The sequence below is a fragment of the Ruegeria sp. HKCCA5491 genome (genome assembly GCF_013034565.1).
In the GTDB taxonomy this organism is placed as follows: domain Bacteria; phylum Pseudomonadota; class Alphaproteobacteria; order Rhodobacterales; family Rhodobacteraceae; genus Ruegeria.
In genome coordinates, this window is record NZ_WQGG01000008.1 from 83,800 (window position 1) to 106,088 (window position 22,289).

At 56.9% G+C, this 22,289-nt stretch carries 22 protein-coding genes; 10 read left to right on the forward strand and 12 right to left on the reverse strand.

Annotated features, from left to right (window positions below; all coding sequences use genetic code 11):
- Positions 1 to 79: 79 nt before the first annotated feature.
- On the reverse strand, positions 80 to 2,770 hold the full coding sequence (gene acnA / locus GOV88_RS11940) for an aconitate hydratase AcnA (protein ID WP_171240574.1): 2,691 nt from the start codon (positions 2,768 to 2,770) through the stop codon (positions 80 to 82).
- Positions 2,771 to 2,999: 229 nt separating this feature from the next.
- Here acnA and GOV88_RS11945 point away from each other — a divergent pair, with 229 nt between their 5' ends.
- Positions 3,000 to 3,701 (forward strand): thioredoxin family protein, encoded by a 702-nt coding sequence (locus tag GOV88_RS11945; protein WP_171240575.1) that lies wholly within the window; start codon positions 3,000 to 3,002, stop codon positions 3,699 to 3,701.
- Here the strand turns inward: GOV88_RS11945 and GOV88_RS11950 are convergent, their stop codons facing one another.
- From GOV88_RS11950 to purB, 4 genes are all read right to left on the reverse strand, one after another.
- Entirely contained in the window at positions 3,702 to 4,625 is a 924-nt protein-coding gene (locus GOV88_RS11950; protein WP_171122145.1) for a lysophospholipid acyltransferase family protein, read from the reverse strand.
- Between the two features lie 107 nt (positions 4,626 to 4,732).
- Positions 4,733 to 5,824 carry a flagellar motor switch protein FliG gene (locus GOV88_RS11955; RefSeq protein ID WP_171240576.1) on the reverse strand — a complete coding sequence of 364 codons (1,092 nt, stop codon included), beginning with the start codon at positions 5,822 to 5,824 and terminating at the stop codon, positions 4,733 to 4,735.
- A 68-nt stretch (positions 5,825 to 5,892) separates the two neighbouring features.
- Positions 5,893 to 6,435 (reverse strand): hypothetical protein, encoded by a 543-nt coding sequence (locus GOV88_RS11960; RefSeq protein WP_171122147.1) that lies wholly within the window; start codon positions 6,433 to 6,435, stop codon positions 5,893 to 5,895.
- 376 nt (positions 6,436 to 6,811) lie between these two features.
- Positions 6,812 to 8,116, reverse strand: coding sequence for an adenylosuccinate lyase (purB, locus tag GOV88_RS11965; protein WP_171122148.1), 1,305 nt, complete (start codon positions 8,114 to 8,116; stop codon positions 6,812 to 6,814).
- 88 nt (positions 8,117 to 8,204) lie between these two features.
- Between purB and GOV88_RS11970 the strand changes: the two genes are divergently transcribed.
- From GOV88_RS11970 to GOV88_RS11990, 5 genes are all read left to right on the forward strand, one after another.
- Positions 8,205 to 8,537 carry a hypothetical protein gene (locus GOV88_RS11970; RefSeq protein ID WP_171210748.1) on the forward strand — a complete coding sequence of 111 codons (333 nt, stop codon included), beginning with the start codon at positions 8,205 to 8,207 and terminating at the stop codon, positions 8,535 to 8,537.
- On the forward strand, positions 8,534 to 8,956 hold the full coding sequence (locus tag GOV88_RS11975; RefSeq protein ID WP_171240577.1) for a DUF6314 family protein: 423 nt from the start codon (positions 8,534 to 8,536) through the stop codon (positions 8,954 to 8,956). Before GOV88_RS11970 ends, GOV88_RS11975 begins: the two co-directional genes overlap by 4 nt.
- Positions 8,957 to 9,032: 76 nt before the next feature.
- On the forward strand, positions 9,033 to 9,620 hold the full coding sequence (locus GOV88_RS11980) for a biotin transporter BioY (RefSeq protein ID WP_171240578.1): 588 nt from the start codon (positions 9,033 to 9,035) through the stop codon (positions 9,618 to 9,620).
- 133 nt (positions 9,621 to 9,753) lie between these two features.
- The gene (locus tag GOV88_RS11985; RefSeq protein WP_171122152.1) at positions 9,754 to 10,311 is read left to right on the forward strand and encodes a hypothetical protein; all 558 of its coding nucleotides are present in this window, start codon (positions 9,754 to 9,756) and stop codon (positions 10,309 to 10,311) included.
- A gap of 10 nt (positions 10,312 to 10,321) precedes the next feature.
- Positions 10,322 to 10,678: a hypothetical protein gene (locus tag GOV88_RS11990; protein WP_171126520.1), complete on the forward strand. Its 357-nt coding sequence runs from the start codon at positions 10,322 to 10,324 to the stop codon at positions 10,676 to 10,678.
- Between the two features lie 5 nt (positions 10,679 to 10,683).
- On the opposite strand, the gene GOV88_RS11995 is transcribed toward GOV88_RS11990, so the two are convergent.
- Entirely contained in the window at positions 10,684 to 11,898 is a 1,215-nt protein-coding gene (locus GOV88_RS11995) for a bifunctional alpha/beta hydrolase/OsmC family protein (RefSeq protein WP_171240579.1), read from the reverse strand.
- A gap of 241 nt (positions 11,899 to 12,139) precedes the next feature.
- Between GOV88_RS11995 and GOV88_RS12000 the strand changes: the two genes are divergently transcribed.
- Entirely contained in the window at positions 12,140 to 12,328 is a 189-nt protein-coding gene (locus tag GOV88_RS12000; protein ID WP_171240580.1) for a hypothetical protein, read from the forward strand.
- Positions 12,329 to 12,332: 4 nt separating this feature from the next.
- Here GOV88_RS12000 and dddP read toward each other — a convergent pair whose 3' ends face one another.
- Positions 12,333 to 13,676, reverse strand: coding sequence for a dimethylsulfonioproprionate lyase DddP (gene dddP / locus GOV88_RS12005; RefSeq protein ID WP_171240581.1), 1,344 nt, complete (start codon positions 13,674 to 13,676; stop codon positions 12,333 to 12,335).
- Between the two features lie 123 nt (positions 13,677 to 13,799).
- Between dddP and GOV88_RS12010 the strand changes: the two genes are divergently transcribed.
- Complete coding sequence (locus tag GOV88_RS12010; protein ID WP_171240582.1) at positions 13,800 to 14,543, forward strand: DUF3445 domain-containing protein; 744 nt, start codon at positions 13,800 to 13,802, stop codon at positions 14,541 to 14,543.
- A 36-nt stretch (positions 14,544 to 14,579) separates the two neighbouring features.
- On the opposite strand, the gene GOV88_RS12015 is transcribed toward GOV88_RS12010, so the two are convergent.
- From GOV88_RS12015 to GOV88_RS12035, 5 genes are all read right to left on the reverse strand, one after another.
- Entirely contained in the window at positions 14,580 to 15,494 is a 915-nt protein-coding gene (locus tag GOV88_RS12015; RefSeq protein WP_371808144.1) for a hypothetical protein, read from the reverse strand.
- A 198-nt stretch (positions 15,495 to 15,692) separates the two neighbouring features.
- On the reverse strand, positions 15,693 to 16,454 hold the full coding sequence (locus GOV88_RS12020) for a lytic transglycosylase domain-containing protein (RefSeq protein WP_171240648.1): 762 nt from the start codon (positions 16,452 to 16,454) through the stop codon (positions 15,693 to 15,695).
- A 95-nt stretch (positions 16,455 to 16,549) separates the two neighbouring features.
- On the reverse strand, positions 16,550 to 17,179 hold the full coding sequence (locus GOV88_RS12025; RefSeq protein WP_171122159.1) for an MSMEG_1061 family FMN-dependent PPOX-type flavoprotein: 630 nt from the start codon (positions 17,177 to 17,179) through the stop codon (positions 16,550 to 16,552).
- A gap of 94 nt (positions 17,180 to 17,273) precedes the next feature.
- Positions 17,274 to 18,680, reverse strand: a complete 1,407-nt coding sequence (glnA, locus tag GOV88_RS12030) for a type I glutamate--ammonia ligase (RefSeq protein WP_171240584.1) — start codon at positions 18,678 to 18,680, stop codon at positions 17,274 to 17,276.
- A 32-nt stretch (positions 18,681 to 18,712) separates the two neighbouring features.
- Positions 18,713 to 19,051, reverse strand: a complete 339-nt coding sequence (locus tag GOV88_RS12035; protein ID WP_170354532.1) for a P-II family nitrogen regulator — start codon at positions 19,049 to 19,051, stop codon at positions 18,713 to 18,715.
- A 169-nt stretch (positions 19,052 to 19,220) separates the two neighbouring features.
- Here GOV88_RS12035 and GOV88_RS12040 point away from each other — a divergent pair, with 169 nt between their 5' ends.
- Positions 19,221 to 20,846, forward strand: a complete 1,626-nt coding sequence (locus tag GOV88_RS12040) for an NAD(P)H-hydrate dehydratase (protein ID WP_171240585.1) — start codon at positions 19,221 to 19,223, stop codon at positions 20,844 to 20,846.
- Positions 20,847 to 21,148: 302 nt separating this feature from the next.
- Positions 21,149 to 22,273 (forward strand): porin, encoded by a 1,125-nt coding sequence (locus GOV88_RS12045; protein WP_171126527.1) that lies wholly within the window; start codon positions 21,149 to 21,151, stop codon positions 22,271 to 22,273.
- The last annotated feature ends 16 nt before the right edge of the window (positions 22,274 to 22,289 follow it).

Sequence of the window (22,289 nt, forward strand, 5' to 3'; positions counted from 1 at the left end):
ACTTCGGAGCGCGAGGCAGAGCCTCGCAAGAATAAAGGACGCCCGCAGGCGTCCTTTATTGTTCTGGCTTACCCAACGATCACCCCGCCTTGGCGAGGTTCCGCAGAACATATTGCAGCACACCGCCGTTTTCGATGTATTCGATCTCGGGCGCGGTATCGATGCGGCACTTCAGAGTGATGGTTTTCTCGGTGCCGTCACCGTAGACGATTGTGCAGGGCACCTCTTGCAGGGGCTCGACCGCATCCAATCCTTCAATCGAAACAGTCTCGTCGCCCTTCAGGCCCAGCGTCTTGCGGGTGTCACCGCCGGTGAATTCGAACGGGATCACGCCCATTCCAACAAGGTTCGAACGGTGAATGCGCTCAAAGCTTTCGGCAATTACGGCCTTGACGCCCAGCAATGCTGTTCCTTTGGCGGCCCAATCCCGCGAAGAACCCGCGCCATATTGTTCACCGCCAAAGACAACCAGCGGGGTGCCTTGTTCTTGATAAGCCATCGATGCCTCGTAGACCGAGGTTTGCTGCCCATCGGGGCCTTTGGTGTAGCCGCCTTCAACACCATCTAACATCTCATTCTTGACGCGGATGTTGGCGAAGGTGCCACGCATCATGATCTCGTGGTTGCCGCGGCGCGACCCGTAAGAATTGAACTCGCGCGGCTGAACCTGCCGGTCGATCAGATACTTTCCAGCTGGCGTTGTCGTCGCAAACGACCCAGCGGGTGAGATATGGTCGGTGGTGATCATGTCACCCAGGATCAGCAGAACCTTGGCTCCTTCGATATTCGAGATGGTGCCCGGCTCAGCGCCCATGCCCTGGAAATAGGGTGGGTTCTGGATGTAGGTCGACGCGGGTGGCCAGTCATAAGTTTCCTGCTGCGGAACCTCGACGCTCTGCCATTTCTCGTCGCCCTTGAAAACGTCGGCGTATTTCGACTGGAACGCTTCGCGCGTCACTGTCTGTTCAACCAGTTCGGCAATCTCTTGGGTCGACGGCCAGATATCCTTCATGAAGACATCGTTGCCATTCATGTCCTGGCCAATCGGTTCCGACGTCAGGTCAATGTCCAGAGTGCCGGCAAGTGCGTAGACCACGACCAGCGGCGGCGAGGCTAGATAGTTGGCGCGCACATCGGGCGAAATGCGGCCTTCAAAGTTGCGATTGCCCGACAGAACCGAAGTGGCGACCAGATCGCCCTCGGCGATGGCTTCCGAGATCTCTTTCTGGATTGGACCTGAGTTACCGATGCATGTGGTACAGCCATAACCAACAAGGTTGAATCCGATCTTGTCCAGATCTTTCTGAAGACCCGCGGCCTCCAGATAGGCGGAGACGACCTGCGACCCCGGCGCCAGTGAGGTTTTGACCCACGGCTTGCGATCCAAACCCAATGCCGCTGCTTTGCGTGCCACAAGCCCCGCGCCGATCATCACGTAGGGGTTCGACGTGTTGGTGCAAGAAGTGATCGAGGCGATCACGACCTTGCCCGATTCCATGCCATAGTTTTCACCTTTGACCTCGACCTGCTTGCCCATCGGGCGCTTGAATGTCTCGGCCATCTCTTTGGTGAACGCGGCCTTCGCATCCGTCAACGCCACATAGTCCTGAGGACGTTTCGGACCCGAGATCGCGGGGACAATAGTCCCCATATCCAGCGAGAGGGTGTCGGTATAGATCGGCGTATAATCCGCGCCGCGCCAGAACCCGTTTTCCTTGGCATAGGCTTCGACCAGCGCAATACGATCCTCGTCGCGACCGGTATTACGCATGTAGCGCAGCGTTTCGCCGTCGATTGGGAAGAAGCCGCAGGTTGCACCGTATTCCGGGGCCATGTTCGCAATGGTCGCTCGGTCGGCCAGCGGCAGACAGTCCAGACCCTCGCCGTAGAACTCGACGAATTTGCCTACCACGCCTTTCTCGCGCAGCATTTCAACCACTTTCAGCACCAGATCAGTTCCGGTTGTGCCTTCAACCATCTCACCGGTCAGTTCAAAGCCCACAACCTCGGGGATCAGCATCGAGATCGGCTGACCCAGCATCGCAGCCTCGGCCTCGATCCCGCCAACGCCCCAGCCCAGAACGGCCATACCGTTGACCATGGTGGTGTGGCTGTCGGTGCCAACCAGCGTGTCAGGGTAGGCGACTTCGTTGCCGTCCTGATCGGTGTCGGTCCAGACGGTTTGGGCCAGATATTCCAGGTTCACCTGATGGCAGATACCGGTTCCGGGGGGCACAACGCGGAAGTTGTTAAAGGCATTCTGGCCCCACTTCAGAAACTGATAGCGTTCCATGTTGCGCTCATACTCGCGGTCCACGTTCATCTGGAACGCGCGCGGGTTGCCGAACTCATCAATCATGACCGAGTGGTCGATGACCAGATCAACCGGGTTCAGCGGGTTGATCTTTTGCGCGTCGCCGCCCAGGCCCTTGATGCCATCGCGCATCGCGGCCAGATCAACCACCGCCGGAACGCCGGTGAAATCCTGCATCAGCACGCGGGCCGGGCGATAGGCGATCTCACGCGGGTTCTGACCGCCATTCGCGCCCCATTCGGCAAAGGCTTTGATGTCGTCGACGGACACGGAAAACCCGTCATCCTCGAACCGCAGCATATTCTCTAGCACCACTTTCAGCGCGGCTGGCAATTTGGAAAAGTCACCCAGACCGGCATCCTGCGCCGCGGGGATAGAATAATAAGAGATGGACTTGCCATTCACGTTCAGGCTGCGACGTGTCTTGGCGGTATCCTGTCCGACTTTGATGGGCATAATTTTGGCCTCCCTCTCAAATGACTTGGATTTTGGGACTCGCTGATGGTTATCTGCATTACCACAGCGCGCGGTTCAAGGTTCTAGGCGCTCAACCCCCTGCTTTTTGTATACCATTGCACACATTTTTCCCCGGCGCCTTTGTCCAGACTCTCAAGAAACCTTGATTGGAGGTTGAACGACGATCCGTTTAAACCGACTGGGCACCGTACAAAATCTTGAGACCCAAATGTCCAGAATCGCTCAGTTGACTGCGTTCGTTTCCCTGCTTTTGGCTACGTCAGCCGCTGCTGAAAGTGATCCTGTCGTGGTCGAGTTGTTTACATCTCAGGGGTGTTCGTCGTGTCCGCCTGCGGATCGGATCATGCACGATCTTGCAGGCCGAGAGGATGTCATCGGCCTGGCCTTGCACGTGGATTACTGGGACTACATTGGTTGGAAAGACGAATACGCCGACCCCGGTCATACAACACGGCAGAGAGCCTATGCCCGCGAGGGCGGTCGGACAATGATCTATACGCCGCAGATGGTGGTCAATGGCCAGCAGGACGTCGTTGGCGCGCAATCTCGTGAATTGGACAAACTGATTGATGCGCATTTGAAGGCAGCGCCCGAGGCATCTGTAACGGCGAAACATGCAGGGGATCAGGTGACAATCGACGTGACTCCGGTTGATGTGCCAAAGGGCGCGCTGTTTGACGTTCGGGTTGTCCAGTATTCGCCGATGCGCCACGCGTCGATACGGCGCGGTGAGTTGGCCGGGCATGAACTGGATTACGCAAACGTGGTCGAAAGCTGGCAGATCGCCGGTCAGTGGACCGGCGATGCCCCGCAAGAGTTTTCCGTCTCATTAGTATCCGACCTGCCAGCCGTTGTTCTTGTTCAGAGGGTGGGGCACGGCCCCATCATTGCCGCTGCTCGGGTGGAATGATCAGGGCATGTCTTGGGGTTGAACCCCAAGCCCGTTCCATGGTTTCCAGCGTCGGTGAATCCAGAACCACTGTCCCATGTGCTGTCTGACTACGGATTCCAGATCGTCATTGGTGTACTGAGTCATCGTTTTGGCATCGGTGTGTGGCACCGGATCGTGGAGCACAATTTCAAAATCCAGCCCATTTTCTTGCCGCACGGCGTAACAGGGGATCATGACTGCCTTGTACTTCATCGCAAGTTCCGCGTTCAGCACTGATGTGACTGCGGGTTTGCCAAAGAACATCAGTTCCTCTCCGCCATGGGCATGGAGATCGGAAACGATCGCGATGATCTCACCCTTTTTCAACGAGCGCACCATTTCAACCATGCCACGGCGTCCTTGTTCGAACATCGGAGCTCCGGTTTTGTAGAAGGCATCCACATACATGTCGTTGAAATAGGGGTTCGCCATACGGCGGTACAGGCAACCGATTGCTTTTCCGCTTCGTGCCTGTAGCGCGACGCGCGCTGCAAGATAGTGCCCGAAATGCGCCGTGATCATCATGATCGGCTTTCCCTCGGCAATGGCTGCATCAAATGCCTCGACCCCGGGGCCCGAGATTTTTGCAGTGCGCTGACGCTCAGTAAACCCTTCGGGCGAAAAATGCTCCATGATCGCCCGGCCCGCATTGTCGGGAACGGCACGGCAAATACGCGCCACTTCGGCTTCGGAAAGCTCGGGGCAGGTCAGGTTCAGGTTGTTGCGGACCCGTTTCGAGAAGCCCACTACAGGGGCAAGACCGCGCACGATAGCACCCATCGTAGCGATGCGCCGTTCATAAGGCAAAAGCCGCATGGTTCCCACGACGCCCTTGAGAAATAGGCCTGTCAGGTAGTATTTGCCAAGCTCAAAGCGGCTGAGTTCAGACTTTTCAACGGGCATCAGGGGGTCTCGGCGACTATTTGAAATTGCCGGGTCAGACATACAAGCCGGAACCCGTAACCACAAGCATTCAACGCAGAGCCAGTGGTTTGTGCAGTCGCGTCGGCCTATTCTTCTTTCTCTTCCTTGATCAATGTGATGGTGTCGGCTTCCACTAAGGCCCGAACGGCGCCAACGATTTGTGCCATGGCGTCTTCGGCCTCGGCCTGTTTGACCTTGCCGCGTTCGCCGATTTCGTCGCGCAGATTTTCAGCCATGCGCGACGACATGTTGGACAACATAAAATCCACAGCAGCCTTGTCCCCGTCGGTTTCTGCGCCTGCGAGGGCTGTGACCAATACGGGCTGGTCCACCCCTCGTAAAACAGCGGGTACATCCCGAGGCATCAGGCGCGCAGGGATATGCGCGAAGGTAAAGATCGACTGTCTTACGATACTGGCAAAATCCGAATCCTCTTCGTCCAGCGCGACAAGCAATCCGTCCCGCATTGCGGCGGCAGATTGGTTCAATATGGCGCCTACGCGCTCCCCGGGCCCGTCAGCGAAGGCTGTGGCAGGGCGCTGATCGAGCTGCGCCGTAAGAGACCACCCGATCTGTTCAACGGCCTCGGGGGTGACATTGGCGGTTTTTGAAATGGCATATGTAATACGTCGCGCGACCGGACCCGGAAGATGTCCCAGAAGCTGCGCGGCCATTGCTGTTTCAAGTTTTGACTGCATGACAGCGGCGATTTCGGTGCTTTCCGCTTGAACCATCTCAGCCAACTTTTCGGGCGGGGTCTGGCGCAGGCGTTCCCATGGATCACCAACCTGACGCACACCTGCGACCTTGCGCAGGCGCGCTGCCGTTGTGGGTGCAATTTTCCCGTTCACCGCGTCCAGAGCCCCCGCAAGTCCATGCGGAAAAGACAGGCCGACGCTTTCCAAAGCCTCAGCAAACTCTTGTGCGACCGCGTCAAGTGTTACGCGGTCCACCAAGCCCATCTGGCCAAGTTGGTGGGTCAGCGTTTCCTGCAACGCATCCGGAAGCTCTTCCAGGGGTATATCCGCGCCATCGTTCAACAAAAGGCGCACGACGACCGCAGCCTTTTGCCTGTTGCTGAGCTTGCGTGGAACTACACGCGGCGTTTCGTGGTTTTGTTCGGGCAACGGGGCGTTTGCGCCCGATGCCACCTGTACCAAAGTATTCGCGTCCTGCATCTGCCTGCGGTGCCACTCTTTTGTTCCGCAGTCAGGTTAGCGAGAGTCGGGTAAAGAAAGACTGAACCTCAGTAGCTATATGTCAGGCCTGTGCGGATCGCTTCGCGCAGCGACGCTTCGGCCCATGTACCTTCGCCGCCGCGTGCTTTGATTTCACGCCACTGCTCGATCGCGAGGTCGGTTTTTCCTTCTGAAACAAAACCCTGTGCCATGTAGGACCGGGCCAGCAGGTTGTCCGGGTTCGCCTGAATCGCGTTGGTGTAGAAAGCATTCGCCAACTCTAGTTCGCCTATCTTACGGTAGGTGAAGCCCCAGTATGTCATCACGCGATCATCGTTCTGATCCATGACCTGCAGAATGCTTTGCGCATTCTCAAACTGCCCGTCATAAGCCAGTTCGCGAACGGCCTCATAAAGTTCGTCTTGGGTGAAGTTTGTTTTGTCAGGCTTGACGCAGCGACCGCGTTCTTTGTCAAAAACGCGTCCGAACAGGCATTTCTTGGTGGTGTTCGTCGGCTTGGGAGGGCTTGCGCTGTCCCCGCCTGCTGCGTGCAACGCAGGTGCGAATGCGAATGCCTGAAGGACAATAGCTGAAGCGAATACGATGCGCATTTTCCTACTCCGTTATCTGGGCCGTTCTAACCAAGCTAGCGCGTTCTGGCGAAAAGCTACCAGCAGTTCGCTCGCTTTTATTCACAAGTAGGAAAGATATTCTCAGCTATTCACAATTTTTGCGCAACTATGGCTATCGGCGTCCCAATAGGTGCCGGGCGCACAGGATTGCGTTTGCTTTGAATGGCCGCTGCAGGCCAACGCGGCGGAAGTTGTGCAAGAAAGTGCAAGTGCGCAAAGAAGGATGCGGATCATCTTTGGGTCTCCTATTCGGAAATACACCGACATGTTACCCGAAAATGAACGTTCTGGCAAAAAGAACGGCCCGGACCTGATCTTGAGGTCCGGGCCGTTTTCGCTGTTTGAATAGGCTTACTTATTCTCCAAAAACACGGGCGAAGATCGTATCGACGTGCTTTGTGTGGTAGCCGAGGTCGAATTTCTCTTCGATTTCATCAGTGCTCAGGGCGGCGGTAACGTCGGCATCCCCAAGAAGCTCGGTTTTGAAGTCCTTGCCTTCTTCCCAGACCTTCATCGCGTTGCGCTGTACCAGACGATAGGCGTCTTCGCGGCTGACGCCAGCTTGGGTCAGGGCAAGAAGCACGCGCTGGCTCATGACCAGACCACGGAACTTGTTCATGTTGGCCAGCATGTTTTCCGGGTAGACGACCAGTTTGTCGACCACGCTGGTCAGGCGTGACAGGGCAAAGTCCAGCGTAACGGTGGCATCAGGGCCGATGTTGCGCTCGACCGAGCTGTGCGAGATATCACGCTCGTGCCAGAGGGCCACGTTTTCCATTGCGGGTACTACGGCCATACGAACCAGTCGGGCCAGACCAGTCAGGTTTTCGGTCAGAACCGGGTTGCGCTTGTGCGGCATCGCGGACGAGCCTTTTTGACCTTTCGAAAAGAACTCTTCGGCCTCCAGAACCTCGGTCCGCTGCATGTGGCGGACTTCGATGGCGATGTTTTCAATGCTGCTGGCGATGACGCCCAGCGTTGCAAAGAAGGCTGCGTGGCGGTCGCGGGGGATAACCTGCGTGCTGATCGGCTCGGGCACCAGACCCAGTTGATCGCAGACATGTTCTTCGACGCGCGGGTCGATATTGGCGAATGTACCGACCGCGCCACTGATCGCGCCGGTGGCGATTTCGGCACGCGCGTCGCGCATACGGGACAGGTTGCGGTCCATCTCGGCATAGAAGCGCGCAAAGGTCAGGCCCATAGTTGTGGGTTCGGCGTGGATGCCGTGGCTGCGGCCAATACGAACAGTTTCCTTATGCTCGTAAGCGCGGCGTTTCAGGGCAGCCAGCAGACCTTCGAGATCAGCGATCAGGATATCTGCCGCGCGGGTAAGCTGTACGTTGAAGCAGGTGTCCAGCACATCCGAAGACGTCATGCCCTGATGCACAAAGCGGGCCTCTTCGCTGCCCACATGCTCGGCCAGGTGGGTCAGGAATGCGATGACGTCGTGCTTGGTGACGGCCTCGATCTCGTCAATGCGGGCCACGTCGAATTCCACGTCCTTGGCTTTCCACACAGCATCGGCGTTTTCGCGCGGGATCACGCCCAGATCGGCCATGGCTTCGCAGGCATGGGCTTCGATTTCGTACCAGATGCGGAACTTGGTCTCGGGCGACCAGATGGCGACCATCTCGGGGCGGGAATAGCGGGGAATCATTGGCGGCAGCACCTTTTTGTGATTGGGATTAGGCGTTGGCGCGGGGTTTAGCCGTGCAGGTCTGTGGGAACAAGGTACGAGTGCAGGTATGAGACGGTTTGCCCTGATTTTGTTGCTCTGGCCTAGTATTTTGGCCGCAGAGGAGTTCCGCGCGCTGACTGGAGACGAGATTCTGGAGGCTTTGACCGGCCATAAGCTTGGCTACGGCAAAGGCATCTGGCAGACATTCGACGCATCTGGGGTGACAAACTACTTCTCAGGCGGTCCAAGCGCGGGGCGTTGGGTTGTGCGGGGGGACCAATACTGCTCGGTCTGGCCCCCGTCAGAGCTTTGGGCCTGTTATGACGTGCACCGTTCGGGGCATATCATTCGGTTTGTCGACAGCAATGGCGAGCTAACAGACGGAACTTACGCTAAATGACCTTGCCGCAAAGCCTTTCGGACTTTGCGGGCCGCTGGAGCCTGACCCGTGTCATTCGCGATGCCAGGGCAGGGCACGTCGTGCGCGCAGACGGAACAGCGATCCTGAGCCGGTCTGACGATGGGCTGGTCTATGATGAAGACGTTACTTTGCGCCTTCCGGGGCAACCAGCTATGAAGGGAACGCGTCGCTATCTTTGGCGTGATGGCGGCGATGGTATCGCCGTGCATTTCGACGACGGCCGCTTTTTCCACACACTAAAGCTAGGAAAGACGTTTGCGTCGGATCACCATGACTGCCCGCCGGACAGCTATGATGCAGAGTACGATTTCTCGAACTGGCCGCATTGGAAGGTGCGGTGGATCGTGTCCGGACCTCGGAAATCCTATGAAATGGACACGGAATTTATGCTGCGGTAGCGTAATCATCTTGCAGAATTAGCTACGACAGGGCATTGCTGTCGCAGAATTTCGGTCCGAATTGGGAGAAGTGAAGATGAATGCAAATGTTCTGGCCAACGCGATTGGTCCGCGCGAGGGAACAGCGCTGCGTGTCAAGCAGGTTGTTCTGGTTGCGCTGGGCATCGTTGTCCTGGCCGTTGCTGCGAAGATCAAAGTACCGATGTGGCCTGTGCCGATCACGATGGGTACCTTTGCTGTTTTGACCATCGGCACCGCCTATGGCGCCCGTTTGGGTCTGGTGACGATGCTGGGTTACCTGCTGGTTGGGGCGCTGGGCTTTGACGTTTTCGCTGGGTCTTCGGCTGAAAAATTTGGCCTGACTTACATGATGGGTGGCACTGGCGGCTATCTGGTGGGTTACCTGATGGCGACCGTCCTGCTGGGCGCTCTGGCTGCGCGCGGCTGGGACCGTTCGGTTGGCAAGCTGGCGCTGGCACTGGTTCTGGCCAACGTCCTGATCTATGTCCCCGGCCTGCTGTGGCTGGGTCAGCTTTATGGCTGGGACAAGCCAATCCTGGAATGGGGTCTGACACCGTTCCTGGTGGGTGACGCGATCAAGCTGGCTTTGGCTGCGCTGTTGATCCCTGGCCTGTGGAAGCTGGTCGGCGACGCCCGCACCTGAACCACGGCATATTCGCAATGAATGAACCCGCGCCGGGAAGACCCGGCGCGGGTTTTTTGTTGCATTCAGATACTGGACAAGTCGCACCGCCACAGTTCAGTTTAAATTGACTGAAACAAAAGGTTTTTGAGACATGCATATTCGATTGGCTGCCGTCTTGCCCACGTGCGCGGCATTGCTGTTGGGCGGTGCTCCGGCTGTTGCGGATACTCCGATCACTTACACAGACCAAGGGCGTGCCCTGTTCAGCTTTGCAGTCCCTGATTTCTGGGCGGTCCGTACCGGCGGCCCGCGCGAGATTGAGGATACCGAACTGGGCGACCCGCGCGCCGTTGCGCGCGTGATTGGCGTTCGCCCCGTGACCGATGACGGCGCGTGGATGGGGTTTGTTTCGCCTGCCGGTGTCGCCTCAATCAACGGAGGGCTTCGTTACCTGCAGGATATAGACAAGTTCCTTGTAAAAGACCCCGACGTTTCCGAGACCGTCACTACGCAGATCGGTGGTTTGCCTGCCCGAGTGATCCGAGGGACAGGCACGCGCGAGGGGCGTGGCGTGAACTTTACCGCTACCGTGATTGACCTGCCGCGCGACCGTGTCGCGGTGATCATAGCCGTACTGCGCGACGGCGCTGATCCGGCCTATGTGGACGATCTGAACGCTGTGTTCGCATCGTTCCGGTCCGCGCAGTAGGGAGGCTCAGATGACACATAAACTGTTGAAACGGTCTATTCTGGCGCTGGGTCTTGGTGCTGCAAGTTTTACCTTGTCGGCTTGTGATGGCGTGACGGTCGGGGTTGGGTACGGGTACGATCCGTTCTACGACTCGATGCTGTGGAACGACTATTATCACGACGTGGACATCGACATTGACGTAGACCGCCCAGGTCGTCCACGTCCGCCCGTGGCCAAACCACCAGCGCGTCCCAAACCGCCCGTGGCCAAGCCGCCCGCACGCCCCAGACCTCCCGTGGCCAAACCACCGGCGCGTCCGCGCCCGCCGGTCGCGCGCCCACCTGCGGCGCGACCGCCAATTCACCGTCCGGCCCCGCGGCGCTGAGTTCGTCAGGTCAGGAGCTCGGTTGTGATCTGAGCTGAGCCCTCAAGTGTCCTGTGTACAGGGCACTTGTCGGCAATCTCTAGCAGGCGCGCGCGTTGGGTTTCGTCAAGCGGACCTTCCAGACGGATTTTCCGCCGAAACAGGTCGACTTTGCCGTCACTGACCAGACCAGCGTCCTGTGCGTGAACCTTGTCGTGGCAGACGTCTACAGTGATGCCGGTCAGCGGCCAGCCCTTGCGCCGCGCATACATGCGGATCGTCATCGAGGTGCAGGCCCCTAACCCTGACGACACAAAGCCGTAGGGCGACATGCCCTGATCGGTGCCTCCGTACGAGGCGGGCTCGTCGGCTACGGCGTGATGCCGGGGGCCGGACTGGATATCCTGCAGAAACCCCGCAGGCTCAGCCTCGGTCACGCGCACGACACCTTCGGGCGCGCCCGGCGGAGGGGCTGGCGGACACAGAGGAACATAACGTGTGACCCATGCCGCGATTACGTCAGCGGCATATTCAGCATCCGCTGCTCGTGTGATCAGGTGATCCGCATCGTCCAGCGTCACAAAGCTTTTGGGATGTTTGGCTGCTAGAAAGATCGTGCTGGCGTTGTCTACACTGACCGTTTCATCCAACGGGGCGTGCAAAACCAAAAGCGCGGCTTTCAGATTAGCAATGGCAGGTGTCAAAGCGGATTCCGAGATGTCGTCTACGAAGGCTTTGCCAATACGGAAAGGGCGCCCGCCCAGCGTGACCTCGGCAGAGCCTTGCTGTTGAATCTCGGGTAGGGCGTTTTCAAAGTGGTGCGACACATGCCCCGGATCGGCCGGGGCACCCAGCGTTGCTATGGCTTTCACGGTGGGAATGCCCGCACGCGCGCGCAATACGGCTGCGCCCCCCAACGAATGACCAATCAACAACGACGGAGCCATGTTGCGCCCGGCCAGATACTGGGCTGCGGCGACCAGGTCCTCGACATTCGACGTGAAAGTGGTGTTTGCAAACTCGCCTTCCGAATGGCCAAGGCCGGTAAAGTCGAAACGCAGAACGGCAATACCCATACCCGCCAAGCGCGCCGCAATCCGGCGGGCCGCAGGAATATCCTTGGAACAGGTAAAACAATGCGCGAACAAGGCTGTTGCCAGAACTGGTCCGTCCGGAAGATCAAGGCGAGCCGCCAACTGATTGCCGTCGTGACCGGCGAATGTGATGCGTTCCGTAGGCATGGCGGCTCCTTACACTTCTTGATGCCGTCAATATTGTGGTCAACAAGTGGGCTGCTCAACCCCTATGTAGGAAGCGTCACGGGAAGGTGAGCCGACAGTGGGAGGTCGGGGACGCCTGATGTTGGGGAGTAAATTAAAGTATCAATTTTTGTGATGTTGACGCAAATAAATATTCGTTTTTAAAATTGATCTCTCACCCTCATCTTTTGCCTGTCATTAGTTTGCAGCCAAGGAGGGTATCATGGCGCATATCATCACAGCATCACGCGGATTTGCCCCGCGTCCTAACATTCTGATCGCGATTGTCCTGACCGGGATTATCGGCTTCGCTGCCGGCCAGTATTCGTCGCAACCTTTGGTGACCCCGTCGGTTGGCACGGAAGTCGAAGACTGGCACGGCAATGTGCGGCGTTCAAACTGGCCCGGCTAAGGGGTCAGCTTTGTCCCATCAGCATCGGATCGAACGGGTAGGTGGTGAGGTTTTCGTACCCATCCTCGGTGATCAAAACCTGATCTTCGAGTTTGATTGAAAAGTCACCACCAACCTCTCCGACTGCGGCTTCGACGCAAAGCACCATGCCGGGTTCCAGTGGGTAATCATAAGCGCCTTCCACCGCCTTGTCCGGGTAAGCAACCAGCGGCCATTCATCACACAGTCCGACCCCGTGCATCAGGCAGCCATATTTCTGAGCCTGAAATTTGTCGTCCAACCTGTGGGTGTTGGCGGTCAGGTCGGGGATCATCACGCCGGGTTTCAGCATCTCCATGTTGGTCATGATGTGCTCGTGCGCGTGCTGCATGGCATAGACCATATCGGCCCGAGGTTTCTTGTCCCCAACCCACCAAGTGCGCGAGATGTCGATGCAGATGCCGTAAGATCCAATCAGGTCGGTATCAAAGGCGATGATTTCGTTCTTTTGCGTGATCCGAGGCCCGCATTCCTGAAACCACGGGTTCGTGCGTTGCCCCGAGGCCAACAGGCGGGTTTCAATCCATTCACCGCCACGTCGGATGTTTTCCGCGTGCAGAACGGCCCAAATGTCATCCTCGGACGTCTTTCCATCGCCCACATTGGCGCGGGCGAATTTCTCCATCTCGGCCACGGCGGTTTGGCAGGCATGGTTGGCGCAGCGCATGGCCAGTATTTCATCAGGGCCTTTGATCGCGCGGGTTTTCTCGGTGACCTCTTCGCCCTCCGTGATCTCGAACCCTTGTGCCTCAAGCGCGCGCAGGCCGTGCAGCATGATCTTGTCGACTGCCAGCCGCTTGTTGCCGCCGCCATGCTCTTCGATCAACACGCGTACTTCGTTTGAAAACACATCTGCTGCGATATCAACCTTGTCGCCTCGGTCGAAGTAGAACAGATCGGCACCGGATCGTTGCTCGCGCACCAGCGGGTTGAACGTCGAAAGGAACGGTGAATTTTTGTAGTCCCAGATCACCATGTAGCCATCGGCGCACAGCAGAACCGCGCGGAACGGGTTATGGGTGTTCCAAAGTTGCATGTTCGTGCTGTCGGTCGCATAGCGGATGTTGAGGGGGTCAAACATCAGCAAACCGCCATACCCCCGGTCCACGATTGCTTGCGTCAAACGTTTCCACCGAAACTCTCGCATCTGGCTCAGGTTGGGTAGGCTCAGGCCCGCTGCCTCCCACTCGGCGAAGGCGAGTTGGGTGGGGCCGATCTCGATCCGGTCCAAATCGTTCGGGGTGCCGTCCCCAAGAGTGGCTCCTTTTGTCGGGTCGATCTTGCGGTTGTCCCGATAGTGTTCGTTCATGTTGGGCCTCCCTGCTTGTTCGTAAACCGTGGAGAAACATTACTGTCTCGTCTGGAAAAAACGCGACGACCTGTTCGTCGCTTTTTGACCGACAGGGAGGGCTTCTGGTGATAGGTGAATCTCATGACGATCATACTGCAAAACTCGATCCCTTTTGACCCGCTGACCCCCCGGCCTTTGCCGGGCATTCAGCCAACGTCGCTGGACACTTGGCTGCACCGCGATGACGCCTTTGCCGCCCAGATGCAGCACCGGGAAGCCCTGCTAAGGGAAAGGCGCGACGATGTTCTGGCGCTGGATACTTTCGCCGAACCCGCAGCGCAGGAGGTTCTGGACCTCGTGCTGCAACACGCCTATCCGGGGTGTTCGGATCACGTCGTTAGACCGGATGGCAAAGAGGTGTCGGTCGACCATAAAAATCCGATGGATACTTTGTGCCGCCTGGTTCAAGAGGACATCTGCATTCTGCAAAAACATGGGGATGAGCATGTACTGACAGGTGCAATTCTGTGTTTTCCTGCCAGTTGGCGCTTGTCCGAAAAGTTCATGCGCCCCTTGGTCGATATCCACGTGCCGGTTGCGAGTTATGACGAGAATATCGCGCGTCGTGTCCAGCGTTTGTTCGACGGGATTCAACCTGACCGTCCGCTCTGGCGGTTCAATGCGTTGTGGTATGAGGATGCCGAGCTGCACCAACCCCGAAGTGAAAACGCACGGCGCGAAACAACGACGCCCGGCGACGCCCGGTATTTACGCAGTGAACGGCAAACCCTATTGCGACTGCCCAAGACCCGAGCGGTGGTGTTTTCAATTCATACCTATGTTCTGGAGGCAAGCAGCCTGCCAAAAATGGAAAACCCCGCCTGATGGCGGGGCCTCCTAGGAGGGTCTTTGGAGTGTGAACTACATGCCCAAGGCGCTGGCAACGCCGGCGAACGCACCGCTTGTGCTGAGAGCGGATATCGCGACCGTATAGGCAAGTACCTGCGTGTTCAGACGAAAGTCTTCGCCCCTGATCAGGTTCACAGCGGCCATGGACGCCGCAATCGGGACCGACACACTAGCCACGGCACCCGTGAGACCCCAGCTTGTAAGCCGGAGGATATCACTGGGTTGGTCGTGGTCGAGGGGGGGCGTGTCGTCCCGATCTGATGACTGCTCGGTTGTTTCTGTTTCTGTCCGAAAAGCGATGCTGAGCAACTGCTCATCCGACAACTGGATCGGCCGGGCTGCTGGTTTCAGCGCCGTTTTTTGTGGCTCGTCCAGGACTTCTTCATTAATTTTCTGCCCTGCGAACGGGCCGGAAACTGCCTCGAAAATCTGTTTTCTATTCCGCTTTTTTGCGGGCGGAAGAGTGTCAAAGGCACTTAGGAACTGTTCGATTGTCAGTACGGTATTGGGCGTTAGCCATTCAACCCGCTGGGTCGCACAAATGTCGACCATACGGTACAGGATCACAACCAGCATAAGCTCGGAGATCTCACTGTCGTCCAACAGGGCGGATACCGGGCTGATCGTGATTGTAAGCCGGTTTTCAGGCAGCGTTACAGCGGGTCTTTCAATGGTTTTCAAACCCGCCGCACGATCCATACGTTCAAAGCGGTCTTCGGTCTGAACAACCTGTGTGTCCAAAGTCATGCGCACGAGGTACTGGCTGGATACGATACTGGCCTCGGTCGTGTCCCGAACGGTCTTGCGCTCGACCAGATGACCGTAGTCTTCCAGCGTGGCCGCGACGATTGCTGCGAACCGCTCGATCGCGCCATCGGTATTACCGTTGAATTGCAGACCGCCATGGTAGCTGTGCTTCGGTGTCACTGCTTTTTCCTTTGTCGCATCCCGTAGTGCAAACAAATTTACCAAGCGATATTGGGCAGATTTAGGCGAAAATGGAAAAAAATCAGAAAACGCCAAGATTGATTACGCTCTGGAAACCTAGGCATTTTAGGGGCCTTTTAATGTATATGGCAGCAATGTGGCGGAATTGAGGAGGTCTGGCTTGAAATTGTGGCGCCCTCAGCCGTCGATTCGGGCGGCCATGATCGCAATAGATTGCTGATACACAGTGGCCGCGTTCCACTGTTGAATGATGGCAAAATTAGGTTGTCCGGGCTGATAGCCCCGGCCAGGTTTCCAACCCTTCTTGCGCAAAAAATTGGCGGTTGAGGCCAATGCGTCAGTCATATTGTAGAAATCGACCTTGCCGTCGCCTGTGGCGTCGACCCCATATGTCAGAGCGTTACCGGGCAGGAACTGCGTGTGCCCCAATTCGCCATGTTTCGCCCCCTGTGTCGCTGTCGTAATGCTGCCTTGATCGACCAGTTTAAGGGCGCCGATGGCATGAGGGACAAAGAACTCGGATCGGCGACAATCATAGGCAAGCGTCGTTATTGCTGACACTACCTGACTGTCCCCCATAAAGTTGCCAAAGCCGGTTTCCATACCGTGGATCGCGATCAGTACACCCGCCGGCACCCCGTATTGCCGCTCAAGAGCTGCATAAAACTGTGGGTTGCGGGCTTTGCGTTTGCGGCCTTGTGCGACGATCGCATTTGCGCCGCGCACCTGCATGAACTTGTCCAGCGAGTACTTGAAGCTCTTTTGGTTGCGATCAGCAGCGATAGTGCGCGTTGCGTAAGTTGTCTGGGATAAGGCTTGCAGCCCCCGCTTTTTCACTCCGGCGCGTTTGGCTGTCCGGGCAAAGTCGGACTTCCACGCCTCAAAACCTGCGCCGGTATTTCCGCAGGGCGCTGCCGCGCCAATCGTTGGAAGCGACATGGCAAGGATGAAGGCTAATCGAAGCACGGTCAAAATCCGGTCGGCTGAAATACTGTATCCAAGCCTATGCCGTATTCCCCGATGCGCAAAGAAGTTTAATACAGGTCCAGTTCGCCTGTTCCCTTCAGGCTTTCAAACCACTCATCAGGCGTTTTGTTGATTTTGGCATGTTTGACCATCATCGCGTTCATGTTTGGCAGATCCGACGAGTCCGGCCAAGCGTCCGGCTGCCAGATGCCTGATCGGATGACGCATTTGGGGCAATGGGCAAAAACGGTCTGAACCTGAATCAGCAGGGCGAGTTTGGGAGGGTGATCCTGCACCGCCATTTTACGTAGCAACGCAGGGTCCGCGCAAATACGGGCTGCGCCGCGGATACGCAGTGTCTCCATCTTGCCAGGAATAAACAAAATCAGGCTGACGCGGGGGTCTTTCAGAACATTGTGAAACGTATCCACGCGTTTGTTGCCGGGGCGGTCGGGAATTGCGATCAAACTGTCCGACAACACGTGAACAAAACCTGCCGGATCGCCGCGCGGTGAAACATCCAAATGTCCGTCGGGGTTGGCCGAGGCGATCACGCAGAAGGAAGACTTGGCGATAAAGTCACGGCACATCTGATCCAGCGCAGGCAGCTCTTTGGCGATAACCTGAGGCAGAGGAGCGCCGGTTATCTGCTCTAACTCTTCGGTGGTGGTCACGAAGTCTGAAAATTCAGTGTCCATGCGATCTTCTCCTGTCGTCCCAGTTTGGAAGATCGCCCCAAATGAAACAAGGGCGCCCGAACGGACGCCCTTGTAGATGTAAACCCAGTCCGGATCAGCAGCTATAGTACATACCGTATTCTACCGGGTGCGGGGTGTGCTCGTAGGTTTCGACCTCTTCCATCTTCAGTGCGATGTAGCCGTCGATCTGGTCTTTGGTGAACACGTCGCCCTGCAGCAGGAAGTCGTGATCGGATGCCAGAGCTTCCAGAGCCTCACGCAGCGAACCGCAAACGGTCGGGATGTGGGCCAGTTCTTCGGCAGGCAGATCGTACAGGTTCTTGTCCATGGCTTCGCCCGGATCGATCTTATTCTTGATGCCGTCCAGACCAGCCATCAGCAGCGCAGCAAACGCCAGGTAGGGATTCGCGGCTGGGTCAGGGAAGCGGGCCTCAACGCGCTTGGCTTTCGGGCTTTCGGTCCACGGAATACGGACACAACCCGAACGGTTACGGGCCGAGTAGGCGCGCAGAACGGGGGCCTCAAAGCCCGGGATCAGACGCTTGTAGCTGTTGGTCGACGGGTTGGTGAAGGCGTTCAGCGTCTTCGCGTGCTTCAGGATGCCGCCGATGAAGTAGATCGCTTCGTCTGACAGGTCGGCATATTTGTCGCCAGCGAACAGCGGTTTGCCGTCTTTCCAGATCGACATGTTCACGTGCATACCGGTGCCGTTGTCCCCTGCGATCGGCTTCGGCATGAAGGTGGCCGATTTGCCGTAGGCATGTGCAACGTTGTGGATGACGTATTTGTACTTCTGCAGCTCGTCGGCCTGTTTGGTCAGGCTGTCAAAGATCAGGCCCAGTTCGTGCTGACAGGACGCAACCTCGTGGTGGTGCTTGTCGACTTTCATGCCCAGACGTTTCATGGTCGACAGCATTTCCGAACGCAGATCCTGCGCTTCGTCAACCGGGTTCACCGGGAAGTAGCCACCCTTGACGCCCGGACGGTGGCCCATGTTGCCCATCTCGTACTCGGTGTCGGTGTTCCACGACGCGTCGGTTGCATCAACTTCGTAGGATACCTTGTTGATGCTGTTCGAGAAACGGACGTCGTCAAACAGGAAGAATTCAGCTTCGGGGCCCATGTAAGCCACATCGCCGATACCCGAAGATTTCAGGTAAGCTTCGGCTTTCTGGGCGGTGCCGCGCGGGTCACGCTCATAGGCTTCGCCGGTGTCGGGCTCAACAATCGAGCAGTGCAGGCAGATGGTCTTTTCCGCGTAGAACGGATCGACATAGGCGCTTTCCGTGTCGGGCATCAGTTTCATGTCTGATGCTTCGATCGACTTCCAGCCAGCGATCGACGAACCGTCGAACATGAAGCCTTCTTCCAGGAAGTCTTCGTCAACCTGATCGGACATGATGGTGACGTGCTGAAGCTTGCCGCGCGGGTCGGTAAAGCGGATGTCGACGTATTCTGCGTCTTCATCACGGATCAGCTGAAGAACTGCGTCCTTGCTCATACTTTCTATTCCTCTGATTTGAGTGCGTTCGATTACAGTGCTTCCGAGCCGGTCTCACCGGTCCGAATGCGAATGGCTTGTTCAACGGGCGAGACAAAGATCTTGCCGTCGCCGATCTTGTCGGTCTTAGCGGCTGAGACGATGGCGTCGATGGCAGCATCGACCTGATCGTCGTCCAAAACGACTTCGACCTTCACCTTGGGCAGAAAGTCGACCACATATTCCGCACCGCGATACAGTTCGGTGTGGCCTTTCTGACGACCAAACCCTTTCACCTCGATCACGCTGAGGCCCTGGACGCCGACGTCCTGCAAGGCCTCTTTCACTTCATCGAGTTTGAACGGTTTGATGATCGCTTCGATCTTCTTCATCCCGGGCTCCCTTTAACTCTTGTCAGACTGGGACTGACCACGTCTAAGATCGGTCGGCAATCTGATTGCGTAATTGCCCCTGTTTGGGTGAAGAGAAAATAGTGCGCCGGTTAAATTTTGATCGACTTGCACAAAAAGTAATCAGTATTGAATCGACTGGGGGATTGAGATGACGGAATTACTGACCGCCGCGCAGATGAGGGCCATTGAACAGGCAGCAATTGAGTCTGGTGAAGTCACCGGGCTGGAGTTGATGGAGCGCGCCGGGCAGGGTGTTGTCGAGGCAATTTTCGAGGAATGGCCGGAGTTGGACAGGCGAGGGGCCAGCCCCTCGCGCTCCCCGGGATATTTGGGGCCAGATGAAGAGGATCCGCTGCGCGCTGTGGTGCTGTGCGGGCCGGGAAATAACGGCGGTGACGGGTTTGTCGTGGCGCGGCTGTTGCATGGGCTGGGGTGGCAGGTTGAGGTGTTTTTGTATGGGGACGCCGAGAAGCTGCCGCCGGATGCAAAGAAGAATTTTGCAAATTGGTCAGCCTCCAACGTCGTTCATGATTGGGATGATGAAGAAATCGAGGACATTTTGGATGAGCAAGAGCATGACCTAGTTGTCGATGCGTTGTTTGGGACAGGAATAACCAGATCAATGCCGGATGATACATATCGAACATGGAATGGGTTCGTTCCAACGGTCACCGGTACTCATCCACAAGATCGCAGGCCGAAATATGTAGCAGTGGACTGCCCTAGCGGGCTGTGTTGCGATTCCGGAATGAATTTCGGCGCTCTGCCAACGGATTTGACCGTTTCGTTTCACTCTCCAAAACTGGGACTTTTCTTGATGGGAGATGGTCATTATGGCGGAGGACCGGGGCTTTCGGGTAAACTTGTGATTTCCGATATCGGCCTAAAGCCCGCCTATGCCAAGAGTATTGTTCAGTTGGCGCCTGATCCTGCAAGTAGGGGATTCCACGGCAAGTGGACTGGACAGCACAAATACACCCACGGTCACGCCCTTATCCTCTCAGGTGGTCCAGCCAAGACTGGCGCGGCGCGGCTTGCTGCGCGGGGGGCTTTGCGGATTGGGGCGGGGTTGGTGACGCTGGGTGTTCCTCCGGGTGCTCAGATGGAAGTGGCGGCGCAGGTGACGGCGATCATGTTGCTGCGGGTCGAAGGGGCGGACGGATTGTCCGATGTGCTGAGGGATGAACGTCTGAATGCCCTGTGTCTTGGTCCCGGTATAGGGGTTGAGCGAGCGCGGGAATTGGTGCCGGTTGCGCTTGAGGCAAGGCGGGGAACGGTGCTGGATGCCGACGCGCTGACGGCTTTTGCGGATGATCCGGCGGCCTTGTTTACCCTTCTGCATGAAAATTGCGTTTTGACCCCGCATGGGGGAGAGTTCGCGCGGCTGTTCCCGGATATTGCCGAGAAACTGTCAGCCACCCCGACCACAGGCCCGGCCTATTCCAAAGTAGAGGCCACCCGCGAAGCCGCCGAAAGGGCGGGATGTGTCGTGTTGTTCAAAGGGCCGGATACAGTCATTGCTGCTCCGGACGGGAGGTGCTCGATCAACGGGGCATTCTATGAGCGCGCGGCGCCCTGGCTGGCGACGGCAGGGTCGGGGGATGTGCTGGCAGGGTTCATCGCAGGGCTTTTGGCGCGGGGATTTGACCCGATGCAGGCAGCGGAATTTGCCGCCTGGTTGCATGTTGAATGCGCGCTGACATTCGGTCCCGGGCTGATTGCAGAGGATTTGTCCGAACAATTGCCTTGCGTTTTTAAAAAAATGAATATGTGATTGTTTCGGCGGTATTTGGCCGAGCGTAATCAATCTCGGCGGCTATTGGCTTACCGAAGCATTGCGGATCAGCAGCGAATGTTTGCAACACACGTGGCTGGGCGGCACTCTTTAAGCGTAGGGAGGGAATAAACGAAACACCTTTTGAGATTTTAAATAATATAAATATTACAAGCGTTTGGTTACAGCGGTTGCGCTCGACTTACGCGACTTGATCTGAATGGCTGGATGCTTGTTAAAAAATGGGGATTGGTGCGCGATTGGGCAGTGCCGGAAACCGGAATTTTTTCATGGTGAGTGAAATGACCCAGAGAATTGTGCTTAGTTCAGTGGCAACTGTTTTGGCGGCGTCTGCAGCAGCGCCTGCTGTGGCAGAGCTTAAGTATGAAAATAACAGTGGTGGATATGTCGAGTTATACGGGCAATTCCACCCGGTGATTGTCTCTGTTGACGATGGCGAGGAAACGGAAACGCGCTTGCTTGACAACGATCTGTCGAACAGCCGAGTCGGACTGCGTCTGATGCAACCCTATGGCAGCAACGAGTTTACGTTCTGGTTCGAAACCGGCCTTGGCCTGCCCAGCACAGGTTCGGCCAACCAGGATGGAACCAACAACGATGGTTGGTCACGAGAAGATCTGCGCCACGTGGATTTTGCGCTGCGGGGAAGCTATGGAAAATTCTCGGCAGGACAGGGCAGCATGGCGTCGGACGGCGCTGCCGAAGTTGATCTGTCTTATGTCGGTACGACGCTCTATTCGTTCACAAACGATGAAAACGGGGCGTTCTTCTACAGGCAGCCTGACGGTCTGCTGAGTGCGATCACGGTTGGCGATTCGGCCAGCAACTTCGACGGTGGTCGCAGGGGAAGAATTCGCTATGACACCCCGGATTTCAACGGTTTTTCTGCGGCCATCGCATACGGCCAGAATATCCTGTCCGACAGCGATGATGATGACTATTACGATATCGCGGTTTCATACGGGAACACCTTTGCCAACGGGGTAGAGTTCGCCGCAAGCATTGCTTACGCGGTACGTGATTTCGATGACAGTTCCGGAGAGCGGAAGGACACGATCGGGTCGGCCTCTGTTCTGTTGCCCAGCGGATTTAGCTTTACTGCGGCCTTGGGTACACGTGATGACACAGCCGCAGGCGCAAGCGACCCCGATTACTGGTATGCCAAGGTTGCCTATGAAGACGACTGGATTTCGTGGGGGCAAACCGGGATCGGCATCGACTATTTCGACGGTTCTGACTTCAATAATGAAGGGTCCAGCACCAAGTCCTGGGGGATCGCGGTCGTTCAGCGGATCGACAGCATCAATACCGATGCTTACCTGAAATATCGCAGCCATGATTTCGATGGAACTGTGGATTTTGACAACAACGAAGCCTGGGCCTTGGGTGCGCGCTGGCGCTTCTGATCTGTTGTAAAACGGC